The following is a 26,939-nucleotide window of genomic DNA, read 5'->3' on the forward strand; positions in this document are numbered from 1 at the left end:
ACATGGTTATACCAACCATGCTGCATCTTCTTCGTTATCAAATTCTTCGAGGGTAACCGTAACATGTTCTTTTAGGATCGTAGACAATTTAGTGCCATAGTAGTCACTAAAGATCGGGAATTTGTGGTGGCTCCTATCGATCAGTACGGCCGTTCTCATCTTCTTCAATGGAACATTCAGGAATACACCCAAACCGTAAGCCAGCGCTCTGCCACTATTTAATACATCATCCACCAGGATGATCGTTTTGTCTTTTGCCATGTCAACAGGTAAATCCGTGCCCGCACTCAATGACCGGCTTGTTTTCTTCATGGTAACTTTAATCAAAAGAATTTCCTTGTCTGAGATATCCTTTAATATCGCCTGAAGGCGTTGTGCAAATACATAACCCCGATCGGCAATCCCAACCAAAACAAGTGTTTCGTCTTCAAAATTGTCTTCTAAAATCTGATAGGCAATACGGATAGACTTCTGTTTTATTTGTTCTTTATTTAAGATGAGCGTTTTCTTTGAAGACATAATAGTATTTCAATGATTATAGGGTAAAAATAGGATATTAAATTGTATAAAAAAAGTCCAAAGCTGTTTAAAGCTTTGGACTTTTGTATCTCGATAACGGAATCCTTAATTCAGTTTATTATCTTTTTCTGCTTTTAATATTTCGGCAGTGAGCGATTTATGATCTTCTGGCAAACGGCCACCATTATAATAGTAGCGTCTCCAATAGGGCTCGTCCAAGTTGCTGATCATAACACCCTTGCTGGACGAAGCATGAGCAAATTTATTATCACCAATATATACACCTACATGAGTGATGCTTCTGCTTCTGATTTTGAAGAATACCAAATCTCCTGCTTTCAATTCATTCTTTTCTACAGTCTTTACTTGCGAATACTGATTACGGCTGTTGTAGCCCAAAGAGGTGTTAAACACCTTGTCGTATAATTCGTAAGAAAATTTAGAGCAATCAATACCTCGTTTGGAGTCTCCGCCCAACCGATATGGCGTACCTAGCCATTCGTAAACAAATTGATAAAGTTTTGTATTTGTGGTTGCTGAGACTGCAACTCCCATGATTTGTGAGAAGTATTCTTTGGCGAGATTATCAGGATCTGATTCTGGTTTGGAGTTTCTGTTGGTTTGTGCCTGCGACACTAGACATAAGCCGATAAATAGCATTGATGCTATAAATTTCTTTGTTTTCATTAAATCGCTTTTTTGTACAACATTTAACTTTTTAAAATTCAATACTGTCATCTATTTTGGACAGCACTGTTGCGAATATAATACAATATCAGTTTAAGGTCAAATTTTTTTTAGGCGATTTAACGAAATTTTAACAATTTTAACATCTTTCTTAACGCTTTTTGAACATATTGAAATTTAATCGGTCTGTCGAACTTTTACTACACGCAAGTAGAGGTATCGGTTCATATAAAACAACCGGCTTATGTTAGAATATCATTCTTTAAGACTTGTTTTTGTGAATCTGAAAAAAAATATTAATTTTCTTTAGGAATGTGATAATATTTGTTCTATATTTACTGCACATAAGCAATAACAATGAGCACAAACACAATTATTACAACGATTATTATTACCACCGGGATAAAACTTAGGAGGAAGTAGTTTCATTGTATATAATTGTAGACACAATATTTCGAAGCGCTTTCCTCAAAAGGGAAAGCGCTTCTTTTTTATCACATAAATCAAACTAAACAAACAGTATAAATCAGTATGAAAGTTTTAAAATTTGGAGGAACTTCAGTCGGAACAGTAGAAAGTCTCAAAGCAGTCTTAAGCATTGTTAAGAAATCCTATGATGCTAAGGAAAAGCCACTGGTGGTATTATCTGCGATGTCAGGAGTAACAAATTTACTAACCCAGTTGGCAGAGGACGCGGCAGAAGGAAAGTCCTTTTCTGATGGACTTAAATCTTTGGAGGATAAACATTTTGCAGTCGTGAAAGAGCTTCTCGCAGTTAAGTTTCAAAATCCAGTTTTCACCAAACTTAAGTTATTTTTCAATGAGATCGAGGATCTGCTCCAGGGAATTTTTGCACTGAAGGAGCTAAGTAATCAAAGTAAGGACCTGATTCTGAGTTATGGTGAGCGATGCTCGAATTATATGGTTTCTAAAGTAATGGAACAGTATATACCGGAGTCTCTATTTATTGATGCCTCGCATTATGTAAAGACCGATTCCGACTTTGGTAATGCCCATTTAAATGAAGCCCTGACGGAGCAGCTCGTGAAATCAATGTATATCACACACAGTGATAAATTGCTTTTTGTAACCGGTTTTATCGGTAGCAATGAGAATGGTCGCATCACCACCTTGGGAAGAGGCGGATCGGACTATACTGCTGCCATTTTTGGGTCGATACTTGATGCGACAGCGATTGAAATCTGGACTGATGTTAATGGCATGCTGACTGCTGATCCCCGGATCGTGAAAAAAGCCTTTTCACTCCCGGTGCTTTCCTATACTGAAGCAATGGAGCTTTCTTATTTTGGTGCTAAGGTAATCTACCCACCAACCATGATACCCGCATTTTTGAAGAAAATCCCGATTGTCATCCGCAATACTTTTGAGCCTGATTTCTCGGGTACGGTAATCCAATTTGATAGCGGAAAAACAGCGTTGCCAATCAAGGGGATTTCTTCTATCTCGGATATTTCTGTGATCAATTTAAGTGGATCAGGAATGATCGGCAAGTCTGGGTTTAGCGGGCGACTTTTTACGCTGTTGGCAAGGGAGCAGATTAATGTTGTATTGATCACGCAATCTTCTTCGGAGCATAGCATCACCTTTGCGGTTAATCCCTCGGATGCGAAGCGTGCAATACAGTTGATTGAAATTGAATTCGAACTGGAAATCCAGGCAAATAAGCTGGTTATTCCTGCTATAGAGGATAATCTTTCTGTATTGGCCATTGTTGGCGAAAATATGAAACGGACTCCGGGGATGTCCGGAAGGTTATTTGCTGCCCTTGGACGAAATGGTATCAATGTAAGAGCTATAGCACAAGGGTCATCGGAATATAATATCTCCGTCATCATCGGTAAAGAAGATTTGGCCAAAGCGCTCAACGCTGTTCACGATGCTTTTTTCGCGGAGTTGAAAAAAACATTGCATGTATTTAATATCGGTACAGGTAATATTGGTGCAACGTTATTTAAACAATTGGAGGATCAACATGATTTTCTGCTGGATAAGAACGATATCGAGATCAAAGTGGTTGGAATTTCCAATAGCCGTAAGATGTTATTTAATACCGAAGGTGTAGAACTAAATAATTGGTCGGCTGAGCTCGAAAAGAATGGCTCCGAGGCGGATCTGGCTTTATTTATTGAGAAAATGAAAGCCTTAAACTTACCAAACTGTGTGTTTATTGATAATACCGCAAGCAAGTTGCCAGCCACGTATTATGAAGATATTTTTAAATCCAATATCTCCATCGTAACCTGTAATAAAATCGCGAATTCTGGAAAGTATGCACAATATAAGACGCTTCGCGATACTGCCCATAAACATGGGGTGGACTTTTTCTATGAGACGAATGTCGGTGCCGGGCTACCTATCGTAAGGGTTCTTAAAGACTTGATGTTGAGTGGCGACCGTATCTTAAAGATCGAGGCCATTCTTTCAGGTACGATATCTTACATCTTCAACAATTTCAAAGACTATGCTACTTTTTTCAATGTTGTTAAGCAAGCGCAAGAGTTGGGCTATACCGAACCGGATCCAAGGGATGATTTGGGGGGAATAGACTTTATGCGTAAAATGTTGATTTTGGCAAGAGACGCTGGCTATGCCGTTGAAGCGGAAGATGTAGATCTGGGACCGATTCTTCCGGAAGCCTGTCTAAAGGCCGATACCGTGGACGCCTTCTATGCGGAATTACAAAATGAGAATGCTTATTTCGAAGATATGAAAGCAAGAGCTGCCCGTGAGAAGAAAGTAATACGTTATATCGGAAAGCTTGAAAATGGAAAAGTTTCTATAGCGATCCAATTTGTAGACGAAAACCACCCTTTTTACGCGTTATCGGGTAGTGATAACATTATTTCCTTTACCACAGAAAGATACAAAGAACGCCCTTTGGTTGTCAAGGGCCCCGGAGCCGGTGCTGAAGTGACTGCGGCGGGCGTGTTCGCAGATTTGGTTAACGTTGGAGCATAAGACTATTTTGAAGTAAATAACGATTGAAGTAATGGCTAATAATTTAAATGTAGAATATCTAAAAGGTAAAGTCATCGATTTGGACAAGATGCTGCCGGAAGTTCGGGTATTTGCTCCTGCAACTGTTGCGAATATGATCTGTGGTTTTGATATACTGGGTTTTGCGGTGGAGCAGCCGGGAGATGAAGTTATCATGCGGCGCAAACAGCAGCCCGGAGTGACCATAAAAGAGATCACAGGAGATGATGGTAGACTCCCGCTCGACCCCAGTAAAAACACCGTGTCTGCTTGTGTTCAGTACCTGTTGCAAGCGCTAAATATTGCGTCGAAAGTCGGTGTCGAAATTGAATTGCACAAGCACATGCCAATCGGATCGGGTTTGGGCTCCAGTGCGGCGAGTACGGTGGCAGGACTTTTTGCGATCAATGTTATGCTTGGCAACCCATTAACGAAAGAAGAATTGTTACCGTTCTGTGTCGAGGGGGAGCGATTAGCCTGTGGTACCGGTCATGCCGATAATGTTGCGCCGGCACTTTATGGAGGTATAACGTTAATCAGGGGCAATGAGCCTTTGGATGTTGTTTCTATTCCTTCACCGAAGGAATTAGTGGCAGCAGTGGTGTTTCCACAGGTCGATGTCCCTACACGTGACGCACGACAATTAATCAAAGATAAAGTCTTATTAAAAGATGCTGTGACGCAATGGGGCAATATTGCCGGATTGGTAGCGGCTTTATTTAAAGAAGATTATGATCTGATTTCCCGGAGCATGAAGGATATTCTTATAGAGCCCACGCGTGCGATATTGATTCCGCAGTTTTATGAAATGAAGGAAATCGCACTACAGCATGGAGCTCTGAGCTTTGGTATATCAGGTTCAGGCCCCTCGGTCGTTGCAATGACACGGGATGAGCAGATAGCCAAAAAGATTGCAGACAGCATCCAGGCTCATCTCAAGGAAAATGAAATTGACAGCTTTGGCTACGTCTCAAAAGTAAATATAGAAGGACCGAGAGTATTAAATTAAAAATTTGCCATACCGTGTTTATAAAAATAGTACATGGAAGGTGGCGCCTGACTGATCGTATGACCACTGTATCATATACAAGGGGACCGTATTCAGTATAGATGTATGTTAAAGTAAATATTAAAAGATGAAGTTTTACAGTACAAATAATAGAACATTGGCTGTCTCTTTCAAAGATGCCGTATTTAATTCATTGCCAGCGGATAAAGGGTTGTATATGCCTGAACAAATCCCGCAGCTGGACCCTTTATTCATCAAAAATATCCAACAATATTCTTTGCAGGAAATTGCGTTGGAGGTAGCCTCGACACTTTTAGGGAGTGATATTCCTAAGCCGGATTTAAAGAAAATCGTCGATGAAGCGATTAATTTTGATGCACCCGTAAAATTCCTGACCGATAGTACAGCTGTACTAGAGCTATTTCATGGACCTTCTTATGCTTTTAAGGATTTTGGAGCTCGATTTATGAGCCGTATTATGGGATACTTTTCTAAAGCTGATGATAAATTGCTGGATGTGCTCGTCGCAACTTCAGGCGATACTGGAGGAGCTGTGGCATTAGGTTTCTTGGGAGTAGAGGGGACTCGTGTGACCATATTATATCCCAAAGGCAAAGTTTCCGAGGTACAAGAGCTACAGTTGACAACAAACGGGCAAAATATACGTGCCCTTGAGGTCGATGGTACATTTGACGATTGTCAGGCGCTCGTGAAACAGGCGTTTAATGATGAAGGGCTCAATCAAACATTGCGATTGACATCTGCCAATTCAATCAATATTGCCCGATTGATCCCGCAAACCTTCTACTATTTTTATGCTTATGCCCAACTGAAATCCCAAGGCATCAATGAAGTCGCATTTACCGTGCCAAGTGGTAATTTTGGAAATATTGGCGCAGGTTTGTTAGCTTACAAAATGGGGCTTCCTGTCAAACATTTTGTGGCAGCGACAAATGTCAACGATACCGTACCGAGATTTCTTGTTTCAGGACAATACGAACCCAAACCTTCTGTCCAGACATTGAGTAATGCCATGGATGTGGGAAACCCAAGCAATTGGGTGCGGATTCAGGATCTTTTTGCAGGTAATCTTGCAGAGCTAAAAGCAATGCTTTCTTCCTATACGTTTACTGATAAAGAAACAAAAGTTGGGATGGATAGACTCGTGCAAGAAGCAAATTACATTGCCTGTCCACATACGGCGATTGCTTGGCTTGGTGCGAAAGCTTATGCTAAAGAAAATCCGGGTCATTACGCCTCGGTATTCTTATCTACAGCACATCCCTGCAAATTCCCGGATGCGATAGATGCTGAAGTGTTCGCAAAAATTGCATTGCCGGACGGTGCAGAAGCGTTGCAAGGAAAAGAAAAACTAGCGGAACCTTTGGCGGTAGACTTCGAAGCGTTCAAAAGATATCTAATCAACCATAACTAAACGCGGAGGGGGATGTCCAGAAGATTGGACTCCTCCTTTTTTTTATTTTACTCGTAAATCCTCTTACGATCTCTTTCCAAATGTTTAATTCTTAAGAACTTCGCTTTCACTTTCTGGATAGTGTTTTTATAAACTAGCTTTTGTCGTTTAACACTTGGGTATTCGCTGGTTTTATTACTTAGGCTTTTTATATCGTATGTTTCATTTGGATGTCGAAATAATAAGTTAATTTTGCAGTAATGAAATCAGTTTATTTGAATAAGGGTAAGGATAAAGCTGCCTGGCAATTGCATCCTTGGGTATTTTCTGGAGCAATTAAATCATTGTCCGATAAGATAGAAGATGGCGAAGTTGTTGGCGTATACAATGCCGAGCGAGAGTTTATCGCATATGGATTATTTCACAATAGTTCCCGGGTAGCCATTCGTTTATTGGAATGGAATCCAAACGCTCAGATTGATGCGGATTGGTGGCGTACCCGTATTCAAAAGGCGGTAGCGGCGAGAGAGCATTTACTCCAGGATGGTATGACGAACACGGTCCGCCTCATTTTTGCGGAAGCAGATTTTCTGCCTGGATTAATCGTTGATAAGTATGCTGATTTTATTTCCATTCAAGTTCATTCGGTAGGGGTAGAGAAGGTTAAAGATATTATTATCGCAGAATTAAATACCCTACTCGATCCTACAGGTATCTACGAACGGAGCGATCTAAAATCCCGTGAACATGAAGGTTTACCTGATACAAATGGTCTTTTGTCTGGAGAGTTGCCGCCTGAATTTGTAGACGTTATCGAAAACGGCCTTCATTATAAAGTAAATATTATTGACGGACAAAAGTCGGGATTTTACTGTGACCAGCGGGAAAATAGATTGTTGACCGCAGGATATGTCGCCAATAAACGTGTATTGGATTGTTTCTGCTATTCTGGTGGATTCACATTGAACAGCTTAAAAGCTGGAGCAAGTCAAGTCGTTTCGGTGGATAGTTCGGCATTGGCCATTGAAACGTTGGAAAAAAATGTTATCGAAAACGGATTTGAGCCAAGTCGGCATAAAGCAATATTGTCCGACGTCAATAAGCAATTGCGCAAGTTTATGGATGAAGGAGAAAAATTCGATCTGATTGTCCTGGATCCACCTAAATATGCGCCTTCCCGGTCAGCTTTGGATCGTGCGTCACGGGCTTATAAAGATTTAAACCGTAGGGGCTTAATGCTGCTGAATAGCGGTGGATTATTAGCGACCTTTTCTTGCTCTGGCGCAATGGATATGGATACCTTTAAGCAAGTACTAGCATGGGCAGCATTGGATGCAGGCAAAGAAATACAATTTATTAGACAATTCCACCAGCCAGAGGATCACCCTGTACGGGCCTCCTTTCCAGAAGGTGAATACCTCAAAGGATTGTTGGTACGTGTAATATAAATGCAGATATATAGGTTGATTTGAATGAATCGACCTTTTTAATTTAAGCGAAATCATGATCAGAGAAAAAGAAACCAGACCTATTTTTTCTATTTTGTTTGCCGTGAGTATGGTGCACCTGCTGAATGATCTTATTCAGGCTGTAATCCCTGCGACCTACCCTTTATTAAAAGAAGAGCATCACCTGAGTTTTTCACAGGTTGGGATGATTACATTGGTGTATCAGATTGCTGCGTCAATTTTTCAGCCTGTTGTAGGGTCTTTTACCGATAAGCGCCCTGTGCCATATTCGCAGATTATCGGTATGTCCTTTTCCCTTGTGGGCATGTTGCTCTTTTCCCAGGCACATACATATGCATGGATCTTGTTTTCCGTTTTCCTGGTAGGTATTGGTTCCTCGATTTTTCACCCTGAATCTTCGCGGGTAGCCTATATGGCTTCGGGTGGCAGACGCAGTATGGCTCAGTCTATATTTCAAATCGGCGGAAATGCAGGTACGGCTTTGGCACCTATTATCGTTGCTTTTCTGGTCTTACCTCGCGGTCAACAGGCCATCGCCTGGATGTGTTTATTTACCATTGTTGGTCAGTTTATCTCCTATTATATTGGTACTTGGTATAAACGTAGGCTTGCAAATGTTTCCAGAACGACAAAAAGAGTTATTCGTGTACCGGATCTACCCAATTCACGTATTGTGACTACCGTTGTTATTCTACTGTTGTTGATCGTGTCAAAGTATTTCTATATCGCCAGTATTACAAACTATTTTCAGTTTTATACCATGAAAAAATTTGGGATAAATGAAGTTGAAGCACAGGTGTACCTGTTTTACTTTCTGATAGCTGTTGCGGTTGGTACCTTGCTCGGTGGAGCTTTCGGGGATCGTTTTGGCAGGAAATATGTAATTTGGTTTTCGGTTTTAGGTGTAGCACCTTTTGCATTGGCTTTACCCTACGTTGGTCTAACCATGACCGGAATACTGATTGTCATTATCGGACTGATATTGTCTTCGGCCTTTCCAGCCATTATAGTCTATGCGCAGGAATTACTGCCTAAAAAGCTAGGAATGGTTTCGGGGCTATTTTATGGTTTTGCATTCGGCATGGGCGGGATAGGATCTGCCGTTCTCGGTTGGCAGGCAGATCATACCTCCATCGAGTTTATTTATCACCTGTGTTCATATTTACCCTTGATAGGTATCGTCGCTTATTTTCTTCCAGACTTACAAAAGACCCCTTACAAAGAGATTTAGTATACGATTTAATAATAAATAAGAGGGCGGATATTGCCAAAATATCCGCCCTCTTCTCTTGTTTATATTATTTGATGCAATCCATCCAGGCTGTTGCCATCATTTGTGCTCCTGCTAGCGTAGGGTGTACACCATCCGCTGCCCAATAGGCTCCCGGAGCTGTCTTTTGTGCGTTATCAAAGATTTTCTGATAGGGGAGGAGTATCGCATTGAATTCTTTTGCGATTTCACGTGCAGTCTCCTGATAGGCTAAAAATTTGGGATACCAGGCATCTGTGATATGGCCAACACCTTTTACGGCAAAAGGTTCTCCAATTATCAGTTTAACATTCGGAAGTTTCTGCAAGGTCTCTTGCAACAATTGTTGGTATTGGGATTTATATTCTTCAACAGTTGTTTTGGCTCCACGGTCTATGGTTCGCCAAAAATCATTTACACCGATTAAGATACTCAATACGGTTGGTTTGATTGCTAAAGTATCCTCTGCCCAGCGTTTTTGAAGGTCGGGAACACGATTGCCGCTGATTCCGGTATTGTAAATTTTTAGATTCTTTGCGGCATATTTATTCAATAGTTCGCTTGCAGCCAATAAAGCATAACCGCGCCCCAAGGCGTTGGTGTCATTGGCTTTTCTGTTATCCCTATCGCGGCCCACATCCGTAATGGAGTCGCCCTGAAATAGGATGACGTCTCCATCATTCAAACTTATTTTTGAAGATTTGAAGCTGTCTCCATAGGCGTAAGCTTCGTTGTCCAATAAATTAGCACCAGTCAAAAGACCGGCACCAATTATGCTTTTTTTGATAAATGATCTGCGGTTTGTGCTCATTATTAGGTTTTTGTTATGCTTTAAAGTTACATACTTTTAGCATATTTTTCTAAACCTTTTACAATGATGTTACAGGCTTTTTCTATTTCAGCTTCGGTAATGGTCAACGGTGGGGCTACACGAAGTGCCGTTTCACAATGAAGGTACCAGTCGATCATCACTCCCTGTTCAGCACAATACTTACTGACACTATAGACTTGCTCAAAGCTGTCCAATTGTAAGCACATCATAAGTCCTAGTCCACGGATTTCTCTGATTGCCGGATGGCTGAGTTTTTTACGAAATAAATTAGCCTTGTAAGCTACCTGTTCTACCAACTTCTCCGATTTAATTACAGCAAGCGATGCACGTGCAGCGGCGCAACTTACAGGATGGCCTCCGAATGTGGTGATATGACCCAACATCGGATTGTCTTTAATGACATCCATTACTTCTTTAGCGGCAACAAAGGCGCCCAATGGCATACCGCCACCAATGCCTTTGGCCAACATCAGTATATCAGGTACAATACCGAAATGTTCGAAGGCAAACAGTTTTCCTGTACGACCAAAACCAGTCTGGATTTCATCAAATATGAGTAGTGTGCCTGTCTCATCACAACGTTTTCTTACCGCTTGCATATAGGCTATATCAGGAACTCTGACGCCAGCTTCCCCTTGAATGGCTTCTAGGATGACGGCTGCAGTTTTATCTGTAATATTCGCTAAGTCCCCGGGATCATTAAACGTAATAAAGTCTATTTCCGGAAGGAGTGGGGCATAGGCCTGACGGTATTCATCGTTCCCGATAAGACTAAGAGCACCTTGTGTACTACCATGATAAGCCTTCTTGGCTGCGATAATTTGCCTTCGTCCGGTATACTTCTTAGCTATTTTCATAGACCCTTCTACAGCTTCTGCACCACTGTTGGTCAGGTATACCGATTGAAAATTTGAAGGTAATTCTGCTAATAATTCTGTTGCAAACAGGACTTGTGGCGCCTGAACAAATTCACCATAGACAGTGACATGCAAATACTGATCGAGTTGAGTCTTTATGGCTTCGAGCACCTTGGGGTGACGATGCCCAATATTGCTCACATTAAATCCGGAGACAAGATCCATATACTCCTCTCCATTAGGCCCATATAGGTAAACCCCTTCGGCCTTAACCACTTCAACCAATCTAGGTGAGCTAGAGGTCTGAGCGGTGTTCATTAAAAATAATTCTCTATTGCTTAACATGATTTTACAAATGTCCGAAAATAAAAAAGAAGTCTTTAAGACTTCTTTTTTATTTTCGGGATTATCTACCCCTATTTTTTAAAGATTTATAGAGATGTTCCCTGAACTCCTGCTCTACTTCAAAGAATTGTGAAGCCCGGGCATTGCCTATTACTTTGGCAAATTTTGAGCGGTACTCTTTTTTTATCTGTACCTCTTTGGCATCATACTGTAATACATCCCTCGATCCACCTCTAAAACTGTTTTTAGGAGCACCATTTAATTTTTCTTTCCGGATATCCCATAACGTCTGGCTATATTCATTATACAGCGGAAAAAATTGCTGTGCTTCTTTGGGAGTCAAATCTAGTTCTTTAGTGATGTAAGCTATTTTTTCATTTTCAATAGCTTGGAAACGATTTTTGTCTTGTGCAAAGCCCAAGGCAATAGAAAATATACTAAAGAACAATGTTATCCATATGTTTTTTTTGTTGAACATCATTATAAGGTATAGTTTAGATAATCTTCTATCTCTTGTTTAGATATATTAGTGCCAAATCCTTTTGTCGGAAGATTTGTTTCATCCGTATATTGGGACATATATATAATGTCATCCCCTGAAGCAGAAGCAGAAAGATAATTAATAATTTCCTGCTTTGGTATTTCAGATAAATGTTGACTCAACTGTTCTTCGGCTAAGTTATCTTGCTCTTGAGCAAAAGCATTTTGTTGCTGGTATTGGTATCCCCAATACCCCCCAAGGCCTAACATAGCTGTGAACGATGCTGCTACGGCATATCTAGCATACCATTTTTTTGGTTTCCCTAAGTGATGGATAGGCGTTGAATCTCTTTCTTGTTCAGCTTCCTGAATAGCGCCAATAATCTTATCTGAAAGATTATCAAAATAATGAGAGGGAATATCAAAACCTGCCGCGGGAATGGCATCTTTTAATTTTTCTTCAGTAACACGGGCTAAAATAGTTGCTTCAAGATCTGAATGATAATTTACAGGAACTTCAAAACCCTCTGTTGGTACAGCCTCCTTCAATTTTTCTTCAGTAATACGGGCTAAAATAGCTGCTTCAAGATCTAGCTGATAATTTACAGGAACAGCAAAGCCATCTGTTGCAACAATATCCTTTAATTCTGTTTCTGCAAGAGTTGTAGTGATATTTTGCTCAAGCGTTTGAAAATAACCTGTTGGCACCGTAAAGCCATCCGATTGGATTTTTTCTTTTAAGTTTTCTTCTGAAATTCGATGAAAGATATCTTCTGTTAATATCGCAGCATATTGTTCAGGAATAGTAAAGCCCTCCAAAGTGACCTTGTTTTTGAGGGAATCCTCCGCTATTTTGCTCAGCACGAGATCTGGGAGTGAATCAAAGTATCCTTCAGGAACCTCAAATACAGATTCATCCTTGCATTCCATCCATTTGACTTGCCCTATTATTTTAGATTCCAAATCACTGAAATAATTTTCAGGCACGGCAAAAGGATTTTTACGCAATGATTCTGGAAGATGATTAAACTCCAGCCCATCATGATATGTGCTATTTTCCTTCATAGTATCTATTAGAGCCTAGTTGGGCTAAAAGGTTTAATCGTGGTTATTAAAAAAAGACTCTATTTTTTTTACGGCCAAATGATAGGAGGCTTTTAACGCTCCAACACTTGTACCCAGTACTTCCGAAATCTCTTCATACTTCATATCTTCAAAATATTTCATGTTGAAAACCAATTTCTGTTTCTCGGGCAATGTCAATAAAGCCTGTTGCAATTTCATTTGCGCTTTGTCGCCATTAAAGTAATTGCCATCAGCAAGTGTTTCTGCTAAATAAGCAGTCGTGTCGTCGTCCAACGACACGTTCTGCTTTTGCTTTTTTTTATTTAAGAATGTAATACATTCATTTGTTGCGATCCGATATAGCCAGGTGTACAATTGTGAATCTTCACGAAAGTTACCAAGGTTCTTCCATACTTTGACGAAAATATCCTGCACGACATCATCTGCATCATCATGATCGATTACCATTCTTCGCACATGCCAATAAATCTTTTGTTGATATTTTTTCAACAATAAACGGAAAGCTTCTTCTCGCGTATTTTCTTCGGCGAATTTTGCTATAATTAAAGCGTCATCCATATATTGACCTGTGTAGTTTTCTTATTTTCTTTTGATTACCTTTTGAGCAGCAGCAACGATAGCGTCTGCGTTCAAACCATATTTCTCCATAAGTTGTGCTGGAGTACCTGATTCTCCAAAGCTGTCATTTACGGCTACATACTCTTGTGGGCTAGGTAATTCTTTTGCCAATACCTGTGCAACGCTGTCCCCCAATCCGCCTAGACGGTTGTGTTCTTCAGCAGTCACGACACATTTTGTTTTTGCAACAGATTTCAAAATCGCTTCCTCATCCAACGGTTTGATGGTATGGATATTGATGATCTCGGCACTGATGCCCAATTCAGCTAATTTTTCTCCTGCTTGAATGGCTTCCCATACCAAGTGACCTGTAGCGATGATGGTTACATCTGTGCCTTCATTTAATAGGATCGCTTTTCCGATGACAAATTCCTGATCCGCAGGTGTGAAGTTAGGAACTACCGGACGGCCGAAGCGTAAATAAACCGGACCTTCAAATTTTGCTGCCGCAATAGTAGCCGCTTTTGTTTGGTTGAAGTCGCAAGGGTTAATTACAGTCATTCCGGGTAACATTTTCATCAATCCAATGTCTTCCAAAATCTGGTGTGTTGCACCATCTTCACCTAAGGTTAATCCAGCATGAGAAGCGGCAATTTTCACATTCTTATCTGAATATGCAATAGATTGACGGATTTGGTCATAAACACGGCCCGTAGAGAAGTTGGCAAATGTACCTGTGAAAGGAACTTTACCACCGATAGTAAGTCCAGCAGCGATACCCATCATGTTTGCCTCAGCAATACCGATTTGGAAAAAGCGCTCTGGGAATTCTTTGATAAAATCGTTCATTTTCAATGATCCGATCAAATCAGCACATAATGCTACTACATTTTCGTTTTGTTTTCCAGCTTCCAATAAACCAGCCCCAAAACCTGAACGTGTATCTTTTGACTCTGTGTAAGTATATTTTTTCATTTCTAGTAATCTCCTAAAGTTTCAGTAAGTTGATTCAATGCCGACGCCAATTGTTCGTCATTTGGAGCAACACCGTGCCATTTATGAGAACCCATCATGAAATCAACACCTTTTCCCATCTCTGTGTGCAATAAAATAATCACTGGTTTACCTTTTCCGGTACGTGATTTTGCTTCTGCTAAGCCAGCAACTACTGAAGCCATATCGTTTCCTTTAGTCACTTCCATCACATCCCAGCCAAAAGCTTCCCATTTAGCACGAAGATCGCCTAATGACAGTACCTGATCTGTAGATCCATCGATCTGTGCATTATTGTAATCAACTGTAGCAATCAAGTTGTCAATTTTGTTGTGCGGCGCATACATTGCGGCTTCCCAAACTTGGCCTTCCTGCAATTCACCATCACCCATTAATACATAAACTAGATTATTGTCTTTATTCAATCTTTTTGCCTGTGCGGCTCCAATAGCAACGGATAATCCCTGACCCAAAGATCCTGACGCAATACGGATGCCCGGAAGGCCTTCGTGTGTCGTTGGGTGACCTTGTAGTCTAGAATTGATTTTTCTGAATGTTGCCAGTTCGCTTACTTCAAAATACCCCGCACGTGCCAATGTACTGTAAAATACAGGTGAAATGTGTCCGTTTGACAAGAAGAATAAATCTTCACCTTTTCCGTCCATATCAAAGGAAGGATTACGTTTCATTGCATTGAAATAAAGCGCCACAAAGTAATCTGTACAACCTAATGAACCACCTGGGTGTCCTGATTGACAAGCGTGTACCATACGTACGATATCACGTCTTACTTGTGATGCAATTTGTTCTAGTTTGTTAATATCTGCACTCATTTTTTTTGTTGGTTTCACAATTGGTCGTAAAGTTAACTATTTTTAAGCTAGATGCTTGTTAAAAAGTGAATTTCTTTATTTTGATCAGCCCCTGACCTGTGGACTGCCCCCATTTCAACTTTTAACTTTTTGATGTTGACTTTTTTTGTACCTTGCTTTTAATTATAAAACCCACAATTTTCAAGATAATGCCCTGTCATTCTAAACGCTTATTGCTTGTTGCTGCATTTTCCGCATTACAATTCTATTCTTTCGCTCAGGATAAAGCCATTTATCATCAAGATTGGATCGATTTCAATAAAAACGGTAAAAAGGATGTCTATGAGGATTCCAAACAACCCATAGCGAGTCGCGTAGATGATTTATTGAGCCAGATGACTACCCAGGAAAAGGCTAATCAAACCGTTACCCTCTATGGGTATGGACGAGTTTTGAAGGATGAACAGCCTGCCGCCGCCTGGGACAAGGAAATATGGAAGCATGGATTGGCCAATATTGATGAAATGTTAAACAGCTTAGCCTATAATAAGTCCGCAAAAAGTTCTTTTTCCTATCCCTTCAGTCGTCATGCTGTCGCTTTGAATAATGTGCAAAAGTGGTTTATTGAACATACTCGCCTGGGGATCCCTGTTGATTTTACGAATGAAGGGATACATGGTCTAAACCATGATAGGGCGACACCATTACCGGCACCGATCAATATCGGAAGTACCTGGAATACAAAATTGGTTAGAACCGCTGGTGAGATCGTCGGAAGAGAAGCTAAATACTTAGGATATACCAATGTCTATGCGCCTATCCTCGATGTTTCTCGCGATCCGCGCTGGGGACGCGTAGTGGAAACTTATGGTGAAAATCCCTTTCATATTGCTGAAATGGGGAAACAAGCTGTATTGGGTATTCAGCAAAACGGCATTGCTTCAACCCTGAAACATTATGCCGTTTATTCCGTACCTAAGGGTGGGCGGGACGGAAACGCACGGACAGATCCGCACGTTGGATTTCGTGAAATGCATGAACTCCATTTATATCCTTTTAAAAGAGTGGTTAAAGAGGCTAAGCCGCTGGGGATTATGAGCAGTTACAACGACTATGATGGTGTACCAGTTTCTTCAAGTAAATATTTCCTGCAAGATTTGTTGCGGAAGGATTATGGATTTGAAGGTTATATCGTTTCCGATAGCGAAGCGCTCGAATTTATTAGCAGTAAACACCATGTTGCCACAGATTATAAAGACGCCATACGGCAAGCATTGGAAGGCGGACTTAATGTCCGGACGAATTTCGATCCGCCGAACACTTACCTGACTCCCTTGATGGAACTTATCGACGAAGGTGGACTAGACATGAATGTATTGAATCAACGTGTTCGAGAAGTGCTGACGGTCAAGTTTAAACTGGGACTATTTGATCATCCGCTTGTCGACAATACCAACTTAGCGGATCAGAAAGTCCATACCCAAGCCGACGAAAATATTTCGCTGCAGGTGAACAGGGAATCCATTGTTTTGCTAAAAAATGAACAGGATCTCCTTCCTATTGATATCAATAAATACAAGCGCATTTTGGTCACAGGCCCCATGGCCGAGGCAACAAATTACACGACAAGTCGCTATGGTCCATCCAATAATCCAATAACAACTATTAAGGATGGTATTATAGCATATGCCAAGGACAAAGCACTGCAGGTAAACTATACGAAAGGGGTGGATGTTGTCGATAAAAACTGGCCTGAAAGTGAAATTATACCAACGGATCTGTCGAACGAGGAAATTGAAAGTATGACCACAGGTGTCCGCCTTGGGCAGGAATCAGATCTAATTATCGCCGTCATGGGCGAATCAGAACGTGAAGTTGGTGAAAGCCGATCTCGCTCAGATCTCAATCTGCCCGGTAAACAGCGTGATTATTTGATGAAGTTAAAAGAAACCAGAAAGCCTATCATTCTGGTACTCGTAAATGGAAGACCGTTATCCATCAATTGGGAAAATAAATACTTGCCTGCGATTGTGGAGAGCTGGTTTCTCAGTGGTCAATCTGGACATGTTGTGGCAGATATGTTATTTGGTGAGTATAATCCGAGCGGAAAGCTTCCGATTTCTTTTCCTAAATCTGTTGGACAGATCGAAATGAATTTCCCGACCAAACCCGCGGCACAGGCGGGGCAACCCGGTGTGGGGCCCAATGGCTGGGGAAATAGTCGGGTTGTTGGATTCCTTTATCCTTTTGGTTATGGCTTAAGTTATACCGACTTTCAATTTTCAAATTTGCGGCTGAATAAAAAGCAAATACGGCCAACAGACTCGTTGACTGTTACGGTAGATGTACAAAATATCGGAAAAAGAAAGGGAGCGGAGGTCGTTCAACTATATGTCAAAGATGTGGTTTCTTCCGTTACAACTTACGAGATGGATCTGCGTGGTTTCGAAAAAATCGAATTGAATCCCGGTGAGAAAAAGTCTATTCAGTTTTCAATTTTACCGGTACATCTAGAGTTGTTGGATCAATATAACAAGTGGACTGTAGAGCCGGGAAGATTTGAAATCTTTATCGGAAATTCATCCGCTAATCTGCCGTTGAGAGATTCTTTTGATGTCGTCAATTAGTGATGTCGTTGTGCTTGCATCAATAGAGATATCAAATCGCTCTAAAAATAGAAAATGGATCCGGTACATGTGCCGGATCCATTTTCTATTTACTATTGGTTGGTATGAGTTCCTACATTGCTTCTGCAACGACTTCCGTTACACCCGGAACCATACGTTTTAATAAACCTTCGATACCAGCTTTTAACGTAATCGTTGATGAAGGGCAACCACTACAGGATCCCTTTAATTCAACGGTTACGATACCTTCGTTGAAGGATTTGTAATGAATGGCACCGCCATCCTGTTCAACGGCTGGCCGTACATAATCATGTAATACCTGTTGTATTTTTACTTCTGTCTCTGTGCCTTCAAAGTTTACTTCTGAATCATGATGCACAGCTTTTACTGCAAGCTCAGATTCAACAGCACCTTTTACAAAGTCTTTCAATAAGGCTTCAATATCTTCCCATTCCGCATCTTCTGTTTTGGTAATGGTCACAAAATTGCTTGCGAAGAATACACCGTTTACAAAATTGAATTTGAACAACTCCTGTGCGAAAGGTGAATCTTGTGCAGCTTCTTTATTTGGAAAATCCACACTACCGTTGATCAATAATTTATTGACCAAAAACTTCATGGTTGAAGGATTGGGAGTAGATTCTGTATATACGTTGATAGTAGCCATTTAAATTTTATTTTTATTCCAAACAAAGATATATCAAAAGAAGCGTTGTTAAGGTCATCTATAAGTCAAAGCTTATAAAGTGACACCTGTGTAATTAGAAGGGCTGATTGCTTTTAATTCCGCTTTTACCTCTTCAGAAACATTGAGATTGTCCACAAACGATGCAATGGTCTCTTTGGTCACCTGTGTATTGGTGCGTGTGAGATCTTTCAGTGCTTCATAAGGTTTTGGATAACCTTCCCTGCGCAAGATTGTTTGTAACGCTTCGGCAACAACAGCCCAATTATTTTCAAGATCATTCGCTAAGGCCTGTTCATTCAATATTAATTTACGTAAACCTCTCAATGTCGATTTTACCGCAATTAAGGTATGTGCAAACGGAACACCGATATTACGTAACACAGTTGAATCTGTTAAGTCCCTTTGAAGACGTGAAATCGGTAATTTGGCCGCTAAATGTTCAAATATAGCATTGGCAATGCCTAAATTTCCTTCTGCATTTTCAAAGTCGATTGGATTGACTTTGTGTGGCATTGCAGAAGAGCCAATTTGACCGGCAGTGATTTTTTGCTTAAAATATTCCATGGAGATATAAGTCCATATATCACGGCACAGATCGATGATAATATTATTGACTCGTTTTAATGCATCACAGCTAGCGGCAAAATTGTCATAGTGCTCAATTTGGGTCGTGGTTTGTGAACGATCCAATCCCAAGATAGTATTGACAAAGTTATTACCGAAGTCAATCCAGTTGGTTTCTGGATAAGCTACATGATGAGCATTGAAATTACCCGTTGCCCCACCAAACTTTGCTGAATACGGTACGGTATGTAAAAGCTGCAACTGACGCTCAATACGTTCGACAAAAACATAAAGTTCTTTACCTAAGCGAGTTGGAGATGCAGGTTGTCCGTGGGTACGGGCGAGCATAGGAATGTCAGACCAAGAGGTTGCCAAAGACCTTAATTCATGGAGCAATTCATCAATGACCGGTGTATAACATTCTTTGATAGCCTCTTTCCAGGAAAGTGGAATGGCTGTGTTGTTGATATCCTGAGATGTTAAGCCAAAGTGAATAAATTCAAGATAATCCTGCAAGCCCAGTTTTTCAAATTGATCTTTTAAAAAATATTCAACAGCTTTAACATCATGATTGGTAACTTTTTCGGTATTCTTGATCCAGATTGCATCTTCTTCAGAAAAATTTCGATAGATATCTCTTAATTTTTCGTTCAACGTTTTATCGAAATGTTGCAACTGAGCGATTCCTGATTCGCTTAACGCTATAAAATATTCGACTTCGACGCGTACTCGATATTTTATTAAGGCAAATTCAGAGAAAAAAGCCGCAAGTTCATTGGTGTTATTGTAATAGCGTCCGTCAATAGGCGTAACTGCTGTTAAGGATGATAAAGCCATAGATTGAATGATTTTTGGCAAAGGTAAAAAAATGCTTGGAGCTTAGCAATTTAATTGGAATAGATATAGAAAAAGCCTCCGTTAACGGGAGGCTTTTATACTGTTAAAATTCTGTTTCGAAGAATTAGTGAGCAGCTTTAGTTGAGTCAACAGCAGTTTTAGCTGAGTCAACAGCAGTTTTAGCTGAATCAACAGCAGTATTAGCTGAATCTAAAGCAGTGTTAGCTGAGTCTAAAGCAGTGTTAGCTGAATCAGTAGCTGCGTCAGTTTTTTTACCAGTTTCACCACATGAAGCGAAGGCTACAGTTAAAGCCAATCCTAAGAAACCTAATTTGAATGCGTTTTTCATTTTATTAAAATTAAAAGTAATTTCTAAATCTTGTTATTTAAGACTTGATACCGGTAAATGAAAAAGGTAACCCTGCTCTTCAATATTTTTTTAAAAAAAAGAGGCTTCTCTTGCGAAAAGCCTCTCCGAATACGTTATTCAGTTTCTAAAATTATTTTTTAGTAGCAGCTGAATCAACTTTAGTAGCAGCTGAATCAACTTTAGCAGCAGCTGAATCTACAGTAGTTTTAGCTGAATCTAATGTGTTAGCAGCAGAGTCAACTAAAGCAGATGCTGAATCAGCAGCACCTTCAGCTTTTTTCTCAGTGTTGTTACAAGATGCGAAAGCTACAGTTAAAGCTAAACCTAAGAAACCGAATTTTAATGCGTTTTTCATTTTCTAATTTTCTAATTTAAATTGAAATATTTTCTTTTTCATCTCTTAATACACCGAACCCAAAAAGGTAACCCTTTAAAAAAATATATTTTTTTTAAAAGATATAACTACCTGAAATTTAGTTTTTTATTTGTAAAAAATAATCTTCAAATTAGTCCTTTTTAACTGATCTATGGGCGAGAAATTAAAAAAGGCACAAACGAATGGTTCGATATTCTTGTTTGGAGAGTTATATAGGATACGGGTAAAAATAGGAAAGCAGGGTGTTACTTGCTGGTCGTTTGCACAAACAATTTTCAATTATTTTTATTAATTTATGAGGAAACGCTCTAAAAAAGAATGACGATTATGTTTGATAAAGTTAAGAATATAATGGATTTGGCAAAATCAATAGACTTTGGCAAATTGGAGGAAATCTCGAAAAAGGTAGATCTAGGCGCTGTCATGGATGCGGTCTCGAAGATGGACGATAAGCAGCTCCATGGTTTAATGAAGATGCTTAATGCCGGTAATCAGAAAAAAGAATTGCCCCCTATCAATGGAGATTTCTACGATATGGATAGCAAATTAAATGGATCAGACCGCCAACTTCAACTAAAGGTACGTGAGTTTATGGAGGAGGAGGTAAAGCCTATTGTCAATAAATATTGGTTAAGGGACGAATTTCCTTTTGAAATTGTACCAAAACTAGCAGCCTTAAATATCTGCGGATATACTTATGAAGGATATGGATGTATGGGCGGAAGTTCGCTGATGGAAGGCATTATTGCTGCGGAGATTGCTCGGGTAGATGCTTCAGTCGCTACTTTTTTTGGTGTACAGAGTGGTTTGGCCATGGGTTCGATTTATATCTGTGGATCAGAAGAACAAAAGCAAGAGTGGCTGCCAAGAATGCAAAAGATGGAAGTAATTGGTGCTTTTGGTCTTACCGAGCCAGAAGTCGGTTCTGGAGTCGCGGGCGGTTTGACAACAACTTGTAAGAAGACTGACGAGGGATGGCTGTTGAATGGTCAGAAGAAATGGATTGGCAATTCGACCTTTTCTGATATCACGATTGTCTGGGCAAGAGATCTGGATGATGGTGAGGTGAAAGGTTTTATTATCCGTAAAGACAATCCCGGTTTTTCAGTTGAAAAAATCAAGGATAAAATGGCTCTGCGGATTGTTCAGAATGGATTGATTACCTTAGATAATTGTATCGTTTCCGAGGCAGATCGACTGCAAAATGCCAATTCTTTTAAAGATACGGGCAAAGTACTTCAGATGACGCGCGCGGGAGTGGCATGGATGGCAGTAGGCTGCGCGCGTGGAGCTTATGAAAATGCGCTGGATTATACACGCAAAAGAAAACAATTTGGTAAACCTATTGCGTCTTTTCAGTTGATCCAAAATCATTTGGTCGAAATGCTTTCTAACCTTACGGCGATGCAAACGCTCGTCTTTAGGCTTTCTGAACTCCAGGATGCAGGGCAGCTGCGGGATGAACATGCTTCACTTGCTAAGGTCTTCTGTTCATTGCGTACGAGAGATATTGTATCTAAGGCGAGGGAAGTCATGGGGGGGAATGGCATTTTATTGGAATATAATGTCGCCAGATTCCTTGCCGATGCCGAAGCTATTTATTCTTATGAAGGGACCAAAGAAATTAATTCGCTTATTGTTGGACGAAGTATCACTGGGTTTAGTGCCTTTGTTTAAAACGTTTGCCAAATCCTGATGGGAGCGAGAGAAGGCTGTAATGAATAAAAAAAGATAAGGCGCTGTTAATTCCAGCGCCTTATCTTTTTTATTCTATTTGCGCTTAAATCTCATAATGGCAATATCACCCATGATAAAAGTCAGTGTATTTTCACTAACATCGTAGCTGTTTACTTTTTCTAATGTAGAAAAGAAAGTCGCTTCGCCGCTACCCTCACAAGCCATTTTTGTAGACATGATCGGTCCAAAACTGATTTGATGCCCGTTTGTCTTAAAAGTAGCGTTGTAATTGTTACAACTGCTATTTCCATTTATCTTGCCATCTACAGTGTTGAATGTCATCGTTGGTTTACGATTCGGATATAATCCCTCAAAAGCGATACGTGGTCCGGAAATGTAATCGAGTTCCCAGGTTCCGCTTAAATTTTGCTTTTCCTCCAATAATTTAAATTTTGCTAAGGGAGCCATTCTTGCTTTATTTAAACTGAGGATACCATTGTTAATGGTATAGTTGTCTGCTGTGATCAACGCTTTGGATAAAGCTTGCTCGATGGACATATCCGGACACGCCATCATCGTTGACATTCCCTGTGCGAATTTGATTTTTCCATTGGCAGAAAAAGTAAGTTCACCACCTATGCCGTTACAACCAGCGCTGGCGCTGTATCTTTTTTCTTCCAGTTTGAGGAAAGGAACTTTGCCATTGACCTGGGCGGCGACCGCTTTCCCACCGACTTCTATTAATTGCCATTTTTTTCCAATAAGAAGGGTAGATGTATTGTCCGTGTCTTGTTTGTCTGAATTCTTTTTCGATACTGCGCAACTTGTCAGCGCAAGAACAGCCATCATCAATACCAAAATGTTTCTAAATCTCATCTTTTAAATTTTTATATAAAACACTATTTCTAACGTTTGGTTTGGCAAAGCGCTACAAAAGGCACTTAACAAAATAAGGCTTCCCATTGGGAAGCCTTATTTATCAGCTATATAAATTGTACTATTTATTTTTGTTTTGTTGTGCTTGTTGCTGAGCACGCATCATTTCTTCCATTTTAGCTTGGAAGCTAGACTTCTTTTCAGCTTTAGGATTCTTTTTATTTTCCTCCAGTTTAGCTAAGATTTTATCGTCATTTACCATTGAACGGATTACTAACTGTGTCAAGAACGTAAATAATGCACTTAAAAAATAGTAATAGTTCAAACCAGCAGGGAAGCTATTCAAGACAAAGAAGAAGATCAAAGGCATGATATAACCCATGTATTTCATTTGACCAGTTGCGCCCGAAGTCGCATTGTTATACCAAGTGGTCAACAATGTTGTTAGGGTCATCAAGATACACATCAAAGAGATGTGGTTGAATGATCCAAAGATGGGTGCAAATGTAAACAAGGTGTCATAGGTAGACATATCCTTCATAAACAAGAAGCTCTGTCCTCTTAATTCAAATAAATTTGGAAAGAAATAGAAGAAAGCAATTGTAAATGGCATTTGAAGTACAAGAGGTAAACAGCCTCCGAGTGGATTCACGCCGACCTGTTTATACAACTTCATCTGCTCCTGTTGCATCAACATTTGATTGTCTTCACCGACTTTCGCTTTGATCTCATCCAACTGCGGCTTTAATACCCGCATTTTAGCCATAGATACGTATGACTTGTAAGTCATTGGTGAAAGAACCAGTTTTAACAATAATGTAAGTAACAAGATGACAATACCATAGCTCATATGGAAACCATCCAAAAAGTTAAATGCAGGCACGGTGATCCATTGATTGATCCAGCGCATAGGTCCCCAGCCCATGTTGATAATGGATTGGTAGTCATTTCCTTCTGCTTTTAATACATTGTATTGATTTGGCCCAAAAAAGAAGTTCAAAGAATAATTATTGTCTTTATGGTTGTCAAAAGCCAATTCAGCGTTGGTGTTGTAAAATTTTATGACATCACCTTCCGTCGCATGTTTTACATCGATTTTCGCGTTAACGAATCCATCTTTGGCATTTAGGATATTGGAGAAATAATGTTGCTTAAAAGCAATCCATTGTACTTTCTTTTCCAGTGCTTCATCATCATCCTTCGATTCTGACAAATGGTCTACTTTATTATCTTCTTGATAATAAAGGGTAGATTTTTGTCTCTCAGATTCAATATTCTGTTCTTTTTGTCTAAGAACGGTACTCCAGTTCAATGTCAATGTTTTTTGACTCTGTGGGATCAGGTTTTGAATACCTTTTGTATTGACATTAAGAGCTACATTGTAACCTTTTCCGGCAATAGAATATACATACTCAATATATTGATCGGCACTGTAATTCAGTTTGAATTTTACTGATTGTTTTCCTTCGCCGGAAACCTGAATGTCCGAAGATTCAGTATTAAAGAATAAATCGTTTGTCGAGATGTTCTGTCCTGCTGCATTGAAGAGGAAACCAAACTTATTATCTTCACCGTCAAAAAGCATCAAAGGTTTTCCATTGAAATTCTTTTCACCTTTGAGTTCGACTGATTTCACTTTACCACCTTTTGTGCTGATTTTGGCAATGATGGCATCATTTTCAAGTGTAATGATTTTTTCAGTTCCAAATTTTGATGCACCAAAAGGTTTTTTCAGTTCAGCTGAATCTGCAATCACTGCTGTTTGCGCTGTTTTAGCTTTTGCGGTAGAGTCACTTGTTGCAGGTTGTCCTTTTGCAGCCTGAGCTTTAGCCTCCTGTCGCGCTTGTTCTTGTTTGATTTCTGATTCTGAAGGCTTCATCAGGTAAAATGAACCAGTGATGATGGCAAACATCAGGACCAAACCAATTAGGGTATTTCTATCCATCTTTAATAACTAAACTTAATTAATTTTATCCTTCTAATACTACTTTGATTTCTTGTTGGCCAAAGCAGCGGCTACAAAGCTAACAAAAAGTGGGTGAGGATTTGCAACAGTTGACTTTAATTCTGGATGAAATTGTCCGGCAACGAAAAAAGGATGGTTTTTCAATTCGACAATTTCAACTAATCCAGTCTCCGGGTTGAAGCCCGAAGCGATCATTCCTGCTGCCTCATATTGTTTTAAATAGTCATTGTTAAATTCATAACGGTGACGGTGTCTTTCGGAAATTTTTGTTTTTCCATAAATGGCAAAGGCTTTGGTGCCTTTTTTAATTTCACAGTCGTAAGCACCTAAACGCATTGTGCCACCCATATTGGTGATGTTTTTTTGCTCTTCCATCAGATTGATGACAGGATTGCTGGTGTTCGCATCCATTTCAAAACTATTGGCATCTTTTAATCCCAATACATTTCTGCCAAACTCAATGACCGAACATTGCATACCCAGACAAATACCAAAGAATGGAATGTTATTTTCACGTACATATTTGATCGCGTTTAATTTGCCGTCCAGACCACGTTCGCCAAAGCCTGGAGCGACCAATACACCGTCCATACCTTTTAGCTTTTCAGCGACGTTTTCTTTTGTAACACTTTCGGCAGCGATATAACTCACCTTTACTTTACATTCATTTGTTGCACCGGCATGGATAAATCCTTCAGTAATGGATTTATAAGCGTCTGGAAGTTCAACATATTTTCCCACTAAAGCAATGCAAACTTCACTTGTTGGATTTTTGAGCTTACCTAGGAAGTTTTTCCAGTTTTCCAGATCCGGCTCGTTTTTATTGGAAAGTTTTAGCTTTGTTAGGGCCGTTTTATCCAGATTTTCTTTTAACATTAATAAAGGAACGTCATAGATGGTCGAAGCATCGATAGATTCCACGACAGCATTGATGTTAACATTACAGAACTGTGCTAATTTTTTGCGGATTTCCTGAGATAATTTGTGCTCTGTACGGCATACCAGGATATCTGGTTGTACCCCATATTCCAATAATGTTTTGACGGAGTGCTGTGTTGGTTTGGTTTTAAGTTCACCGGCTGCAGCTAAATATGGGACCAAAGTTAGATGAATAACTAAAGAATTATTCGCCCCCAGTTCCCAGCGTAGCTGTCTTACAGCTTCAACAAATGGAAGGGATTCGATATCCCCTACAGTTCCACCGAGTTCAGTAATAATGATATCATATTCACCGGATTCACCCAAAAGCTGCATGCGGCGTTTGATCTCATCAGTGATATGTGGGATGACTTGAACGGTTTTTCCTAAATATGCCCCTTCACGCTCTTGTTGGATGACGTGTTGGTAGATACGACCTGTTGTTACATTATTCGCTTGTGAGGTAGGGACGTTTAAGAAACGCTCATAGTGGCCAAGGTCAAGGTCAGTTTCGGCTCCATCTTCAGTAACATAACATTCACCATGCTCATAAGGATTCAATGTTCCTGGGTCAATGTTAATGTAAGGATCGAATTTTTGAATAGTCACTTTGTAGCCACGTGCCTGGAGAAGTTTAGCAAGGGAGGCTGCAATAATACCTTTCCCTAACGACGAAGTAACGCCGCCCGTAACAAAAATATATTTAGTCATAACAATTAAAGGATTTTCAATT

At 40.0% G+C, this 26,939-nt stretch carries 23 protein-coding genes; 7 read left to right on the forward strand and 16 right to left on the reverse strand.

What is annotated here, in order from left to right:
- Positions 1 to 6 precede the first annotated feature (6 nt).
- Positions 7 to 519: a phosphoribosyltransferase family protein gene (locus DCO56_RS26670; RefSeq protein WP_104385696.1), complete on the reverse strand. Its 513-nt coding sequence runs from the start codon at positions 517 to 519 to the stop codon at positions 7 to 9.
- A gap of 105 nt (positions 520 to 624) precedes the next feature.
- Positions 625 to 1,206 carry a C40 family peptidase gene (locus DCO56_RS26675; RefSeq protein ID WP_104385695.1) on the reverse strand — a complete coding sequence of 194 codons (582 nt, stop codon included), beginning with the start codon at positions 1,204 to 1,206 and terminating at the stop codon, positions 625 to 627.
- A gap of 531 nt (positions 1,207 to 1,737) precedes the next feature.
- On the opposite strand from DCO56_RS26675, the gene thrA reads away from it, so the two are divergent.
- From thrA to DCO56_RS26700, 5 genes are all read left to right on the forward strand, one after another.
- Positions 1,738 to 4,185, forward strand: a complete 2,448-nt coding sequence (gene thrA, locus DCO56_RS26680) for a bifunctional aspartate kinase/homoserine dehydrogenase I (RefSeq protein ID WP_108636739.1) — start codon at positions 1,738 to 1,740, stop codon at positions 4,183 to 4,185.
- Between the two features lie 88 nt (positions 4,186 to 4,273).
- Entirely contained in the window at positions 4,274 to 5,212 is a 939-nt protein-coding gene (locus tag DCO56_RS26685; RefSeq protein ID WP_108636893.1) for a homoserine kinase, read from the forward strand.
- Positions 5,213 to 5,339: 127 nt separating this feature from the next.
- A complete protein-coding gene (thrC, locus tag DCO56_RS26690; protein WP_108636740.1) occupies positions 5,340 to 6,647 on the forward strand; it encodes a threonine synthase in 1,308 nt (435 codons plus the stop codon).
- A gap of 239 nt (positions 6,648 to 6,886) precedes the next feature.
- Entirely contained in the window at positions 6,887 to 8,074 is a 1,188-nt protein-coding gene (locus DCO56_RS26695) for a class I SAM-dependent rRNA methyltransferase (protein ID WP_108636741.1), read from the forward strand.
- Positions 8,075 to 8,129: 55 nt separating this feature from the next.
- Entirely contained in the window at positions 8,130 to 9,326 is a 1,197-nt protein-coding gene (locus DCO56_RS26700; RefSeq protein ID WP_165309068.1) for an MFS transporter, read from the forward strand.
- 67 nt (positions 9,327 to 9,393) lie between these two features.
- Here DCO56_RS26700 and DCO56_RS26705 read toward each other — a convergent pair whose 3' ends face one another.
- From DCO56_RS26705 to DCO56_RS26735, 7 genes are all read right to left on the reverse strand, one after another.
- Entirely contained in the window at positions 9,394 to 10,155 is a 762-nt protein-coding gene (locus DCO56_RS26705; protein ID WP_108636743.1) for an SGNH/GDSL hydrolase family protein, read from the reverse strand.
- Between the two features lie 26 nt (positions 10,156 to 10,181).
- The gene (locus tag DCO56_RS26710) at positions 10,182 to 11,378 is read right to left on the reverse strand and encodes an aspartate aminotransferase family protein (protein ID WP_108636744.1); all 1,197 of its coding nucleotides are present in this window, start codon (positions 11,376 to 11,378) and stop codon (positions 10,182 to 10,184) included.
- 61 nt (positions 11,379 to 11,439) lie between these two features.
- On the reverse strand, positions 11,440 to 11,859 hold the full coding sequence (locus DCO56_RS26715) for a hypothetical protein (RefSeq protein ID WP_241254843.1): 420 nt from the start codon (positions 11,857 to 11,859) through the stop codon (positions 11,440 to 11,442).
- A complete protein-coding gene (locus tag DCO56_RS26720; protein WP_108636745.1) occupies positions 11,859 to 12,923 on the reverse strand; it encodes a hypothetical protein in 1,065 nt (354 codons plus the stop codon). Before DCO56_RS26720 ends, DCO56_RS26715 begins: the two co-directional genes overlap by 1 nt.
- A 33-nt stretch (positions 12,924 to 12,956) precedes the next feature.
- Positions 12,957 to 13,502, reverse strand: coding sequence for an RNA polymerase sigma factor (locus tag DCO56_RS26725; protein ID WP_108636746.1), 546 nt, complete (start codon positions 13,500 to 13,502; stop codon positions 12,957 to 12,959).
- 21 nt (positions 13,503 to 13,523) lie between these two features.
- On the reverse strand, positions 13,524 to 14,477 hold the full coding sequence (locus DCO56_RS26730) for a transketolase family protein (protein ID WP_104385685.1): 954 nt from the start codon (positions 14,475 to 14,477) through the stop codon (positions 13,524 to 13,526).
- A gap of 2 nt (positions 14,478 to 14,479) precedes the next feature.
- Positions 14,480 to 15,328: a transketolase gene (locus tag DCO56_RS26735; RefSeq protein ID WP_108636747.1), complete on the reverse strand. Its 849-nt coding sequence runs from the start codon at positions 15,326 to 15,328 to the stop codon at positions 14,480 to 14,482.
- 188 nt (positions 15,329 to 15,516) lie between these two features.
- Here DCO56_RS26735 and DCO56_RS26740 point away from each other — a divergent pair, with 188 nt between their 5' ends.
- Positions 15,517 to 17,934, forward strand: a complete 2,418-nt coding sequence (locus DCO56_RS26740) for a glycoside hydrolase family 3 N-terminal domain-containing protein (protein ID WP_108636748.1) — start codon at positions 15,517 to 15,519, stop codon at positions 17,932 to 17,934.
- A 112-nt stretch (positions 17,935 to 18,046) separates the two neighbouring features.
- On the opposite strand, the gene DCO56_RS26745 is transcribed toward DCO56_RS26740, so the two are convergent.
- The 4 genes from DCO56_RS26745 to DCO56_RS26760 form a co-directional block, all read right to left on the reverse strand.
- Entirely contained in the window at positions 18,047 to 18,601 is a 555-nt protein-coding gene (locus DCO56_RS26745; protein ID WP_108636749.1) for a NifU family protein, read from the reverse strand.
- A 72-nt stretch (positions 18,602 to 18,673) separates the two neighbouring features.
- Positions 18,674 to 20,023 (reverse strand): adenylosuccinate lyase, encoded by a 1,350-nt coding sequence (gene purB / locus DCO56_RS26750; protein ID WP_108636750.1) that lies wholly within the window; start codon positions 20,021 to 20,023, stop codon positions 18,674 to 18,676.
- 124 nt (positions 20,024 to 20,147) lie between these two features.
- Complete coding sequence (locus DCO56_RS26755) at positions 20,148 to 20,372, reverse strand: hypothetical protein (RefSeq protein WP_108636751.1); 225 nt, start codon at positions 20,370 to 20,372, stop codon at positions 20,148 to 20,150.
- 151 nt (positions 20,373 to 20,523) lie between these two features.
- Positions 20,524 to 20,748, reverse strand: a complete 225-nt coding sequence (locus DCO56_RS26760; protein WP_108636752.1) for a PG1828 family lipoprotein — start codon at positions 20,746 to 20,748, stop codon at positions 20,524 to 20,526.
- A 348-nt stretch (positions 20,749 to 21,096) separates the two neighbouring features.
- On the opposite strand from DCO56_RS26760, the gene DCO56_RS26765 reads away from it, so the two are divergent.
- Positions 21,097 to 22,446, forward strand: a complete 1,350-nt coding sequence (locus tag DCO56_RS26765; protein ID WP_376786675.1) for an acyl-CoA dehydrogenase family protein — start codon at positions 21,097 to 21,099, stop codon at positions 22,444 to 22,446.
- A gap of 93 nt (positions 22,447 to 22,539) precedes the next feature.
- Here the strand turns inward: DCO56_RS26765 and DCO56_RS26770 are convergent, their stop codons facing one another.
- From DCO56_RS26770 to DCO56_RS26780, 3 genes are all read right to left on the reverse strand, one after another.
- Complete coding sequence (locus tag DCO56_RS26770) at positions 22,540 to 23,322, reverse strand: META domain-containing protein (protein ID WP_108636754.1); 783 nt, start codon at positions 23,320 to 23,322, stop codon at positions 22,540 to 22,542.
- Between the two features lie 121 nt (positions 23,323 to 23,443).
- Positions 23,444 to 25,267, reverse strand: coding sequence for a membrane protein insertase YidC (gene yidC, locus DCO56_RS26775; RefSeq protein WP_108636755.1), 1,824 nt, complete (start codon positions 25,265 to 25,267; stop codon positions 23,444 to 23,446).
- Between the two features lie 39 nt (positions 25,268 to 25,306).
- A complete protein-coding gene (locus DCO56_RS26780; RefSeq protein WP_108636756.1) occupies positions 25,307 to 26,917 on the reverse strand; it encodes a CTP synthase in 1,611 nt (536 codons plus the stop codon).
- Positions 26,918 to 26,939 lie beyond the last annotated feature (22 nt).

It is taken from the genome of Sphingobacterium athyrii, from assembly GCF_003071065.1.
GTDB lineage: Bacteria > Bacteroidota > Bacteroidia > Sphingobacteriales > Sphingobacteriaceae > Sphingobacterium > Sphingobacterium athyrii.

Excerpts from the sequence above, each read along its gene's own strand:
- DCO56_RS26670 (WP_104385696.1), bottom strand. The coding sequence starts at position 519 with ATGTCTTCAAAGAAAACGCTCATCTTAAATAAAGAACAAATAAAACAG.
- DCO56_RS26675 (WP_104385695.1), bottom strand. The coding sequence starts at position 1,206 with ATGAAAACAAAGAAATTTATAGCATCAATGCTATTTATCGGCTTATGT.
- thrA (WP_108636739.1), top strand. The coding sequence starts at position 1,738 with ATGAAAGTTTTAAAATTTGGAGGAACTTCAGTCGGAACAGTAGAAAGT.
- DCO56_RS26685 (WP_108636893.1), top strand. The coding sequence starts at position 4,274 with ATGCTGCCGGAAGTTCGGGTATTTGCTCCTGCAACTGTTGCGAATATG.
- thrC (WP_108636740.1), top strand. The coding sequence starts at position 5,340 with ATGAAGTTTTACAGTACAAATAATAGAACATTGGCTGTCTCTTTCAAA.
- DCO56_RS26695 (WP_108636741.1), top strand. The coding sequence starts at position 6,887 with ATGAAATCAGTTTATTTGAATAAGGGTAAGGATAAAGCTGCCTGGCAA.
- DCO56_RS26700 (WP_165309068.1), top strand. The coding sequence starts at position 8,130 with ATGATCAGAGAAAAAGAAACCAGACCTATTTTTTCTATTTTGTTTGCC.
- DCO56_RS26705 (WP_108636743.1), bottom strand. The coding sequence starts at position 10,155 with ATGAGCACAAACCGCAGATCATTTATCAAAAAAAGCATAATTGGTGCC.
- DCO56_RS26710 (WP_108636744.1), bottom strand. The coding sequence starts at position 11,378 with ATGTTAAGCAATAGAGAATTATTTTTAATGAACACCGCTCAGACCTCT.
- DCO56_RS26715 (WP_241254843.1), bottom strand. The coding sequence starts at position 11,859 with ATGATGTTCAACAAAAAAAACATATGGATAACATTGTTCTTTAGTATA.
- DCO56_RS26720 (WP_108636745.1), bottom strand. The coding sequence starts at position 12,923 with ATGAAGGAAAATAGCACATATCATGATGGGCTGGAGTTTAATCATCTT.
- DCO56_RS26725 (WP_108636746.1), bottom strand. The coding sequence starts at position 13,502 with ATGGATGACGCTTTAATTATAGCAAAATTCGCCGAAGAAAATACGCGA.
- DCO56_RS26730 (WP_104385685.1), bottom strand. The coding sequence starts at position 14,477 with ATGAAAAAATATACTTACACAGAGTCAAAAGATACACGTTCAGGTTTT.
- DCO56_RS26735 (WP_108636747.1), bottom strand. The coding sequence starts at position 15,328 with ATGAGTGCAGATATTAACAAACTAGAACAAATTGCATCACAAGTAAGA.
- DCO56_RS26740 (WP_108636748.1), top strand. The coding sequence starts at position 15,517 with ATGCCCTGTCATTCTAAACGCTTATTGCTTGTTGCTGCATTTTCCGCA.
- DCO56_RS26745 (WP_108636749.1), bottom strand. The coding sequence starts at position 18,601 with ATGGCTACTATCAACGTATATACAGAATCTACTCCCAATCCTTCAACC.
- purB (WP_108636750.1), bottom strand. The coding sequence starts at position 20,023 with ATGGCTTTATCATCCTTAACAGCAGTTACGCCTATTGACGGACGCTAT.
- DCO56_RS26755 (WP_108636751.1), bottom strand. The coding sequence starts at position 20,372 with ATGAAAAACGCATTCAAATTAGGTTTCTTAGGATTGGCTTTAACTGTA.
- DCO56_RS26760 (WP_108636752.1), bottom strand. The coding sequence starts at position 20,748 with ATGAAAAACGCATTAAAATTCGGTTTCTTAGGTTTAGCTTTAACTGTA.
- DCO56_RS26765 (WP_376786675.1), top strand. The coding sequence starts at position 21,097 with ATGTTTGATAAAGTTAAGAATATAATGGATTTGGCAAAATCAATAGAC.
- DCO56_RS26770 (WP_108636754.1), bottom strand. The coding sequence starts at position 23,322 with ATGAGATTTAGAAACATTTTGGTATTGATGATGGCTGTTCTTGCGCTG.
- yidC (WP_108636755.1), bottom strand. The coding sequence starts at position 25,267 with ATGGATAGAAATACCCTAATTGGTTTGGTCCTGATGTTTGCCATCATC.
- DCO56_RS26780 (WP_108636756.1), bottom strand. The coding sequence starts at position 26,917 with ATGACTAAATATATTTTTGTTACGGGCGGCGTTACTTCGTCGTTAGGG.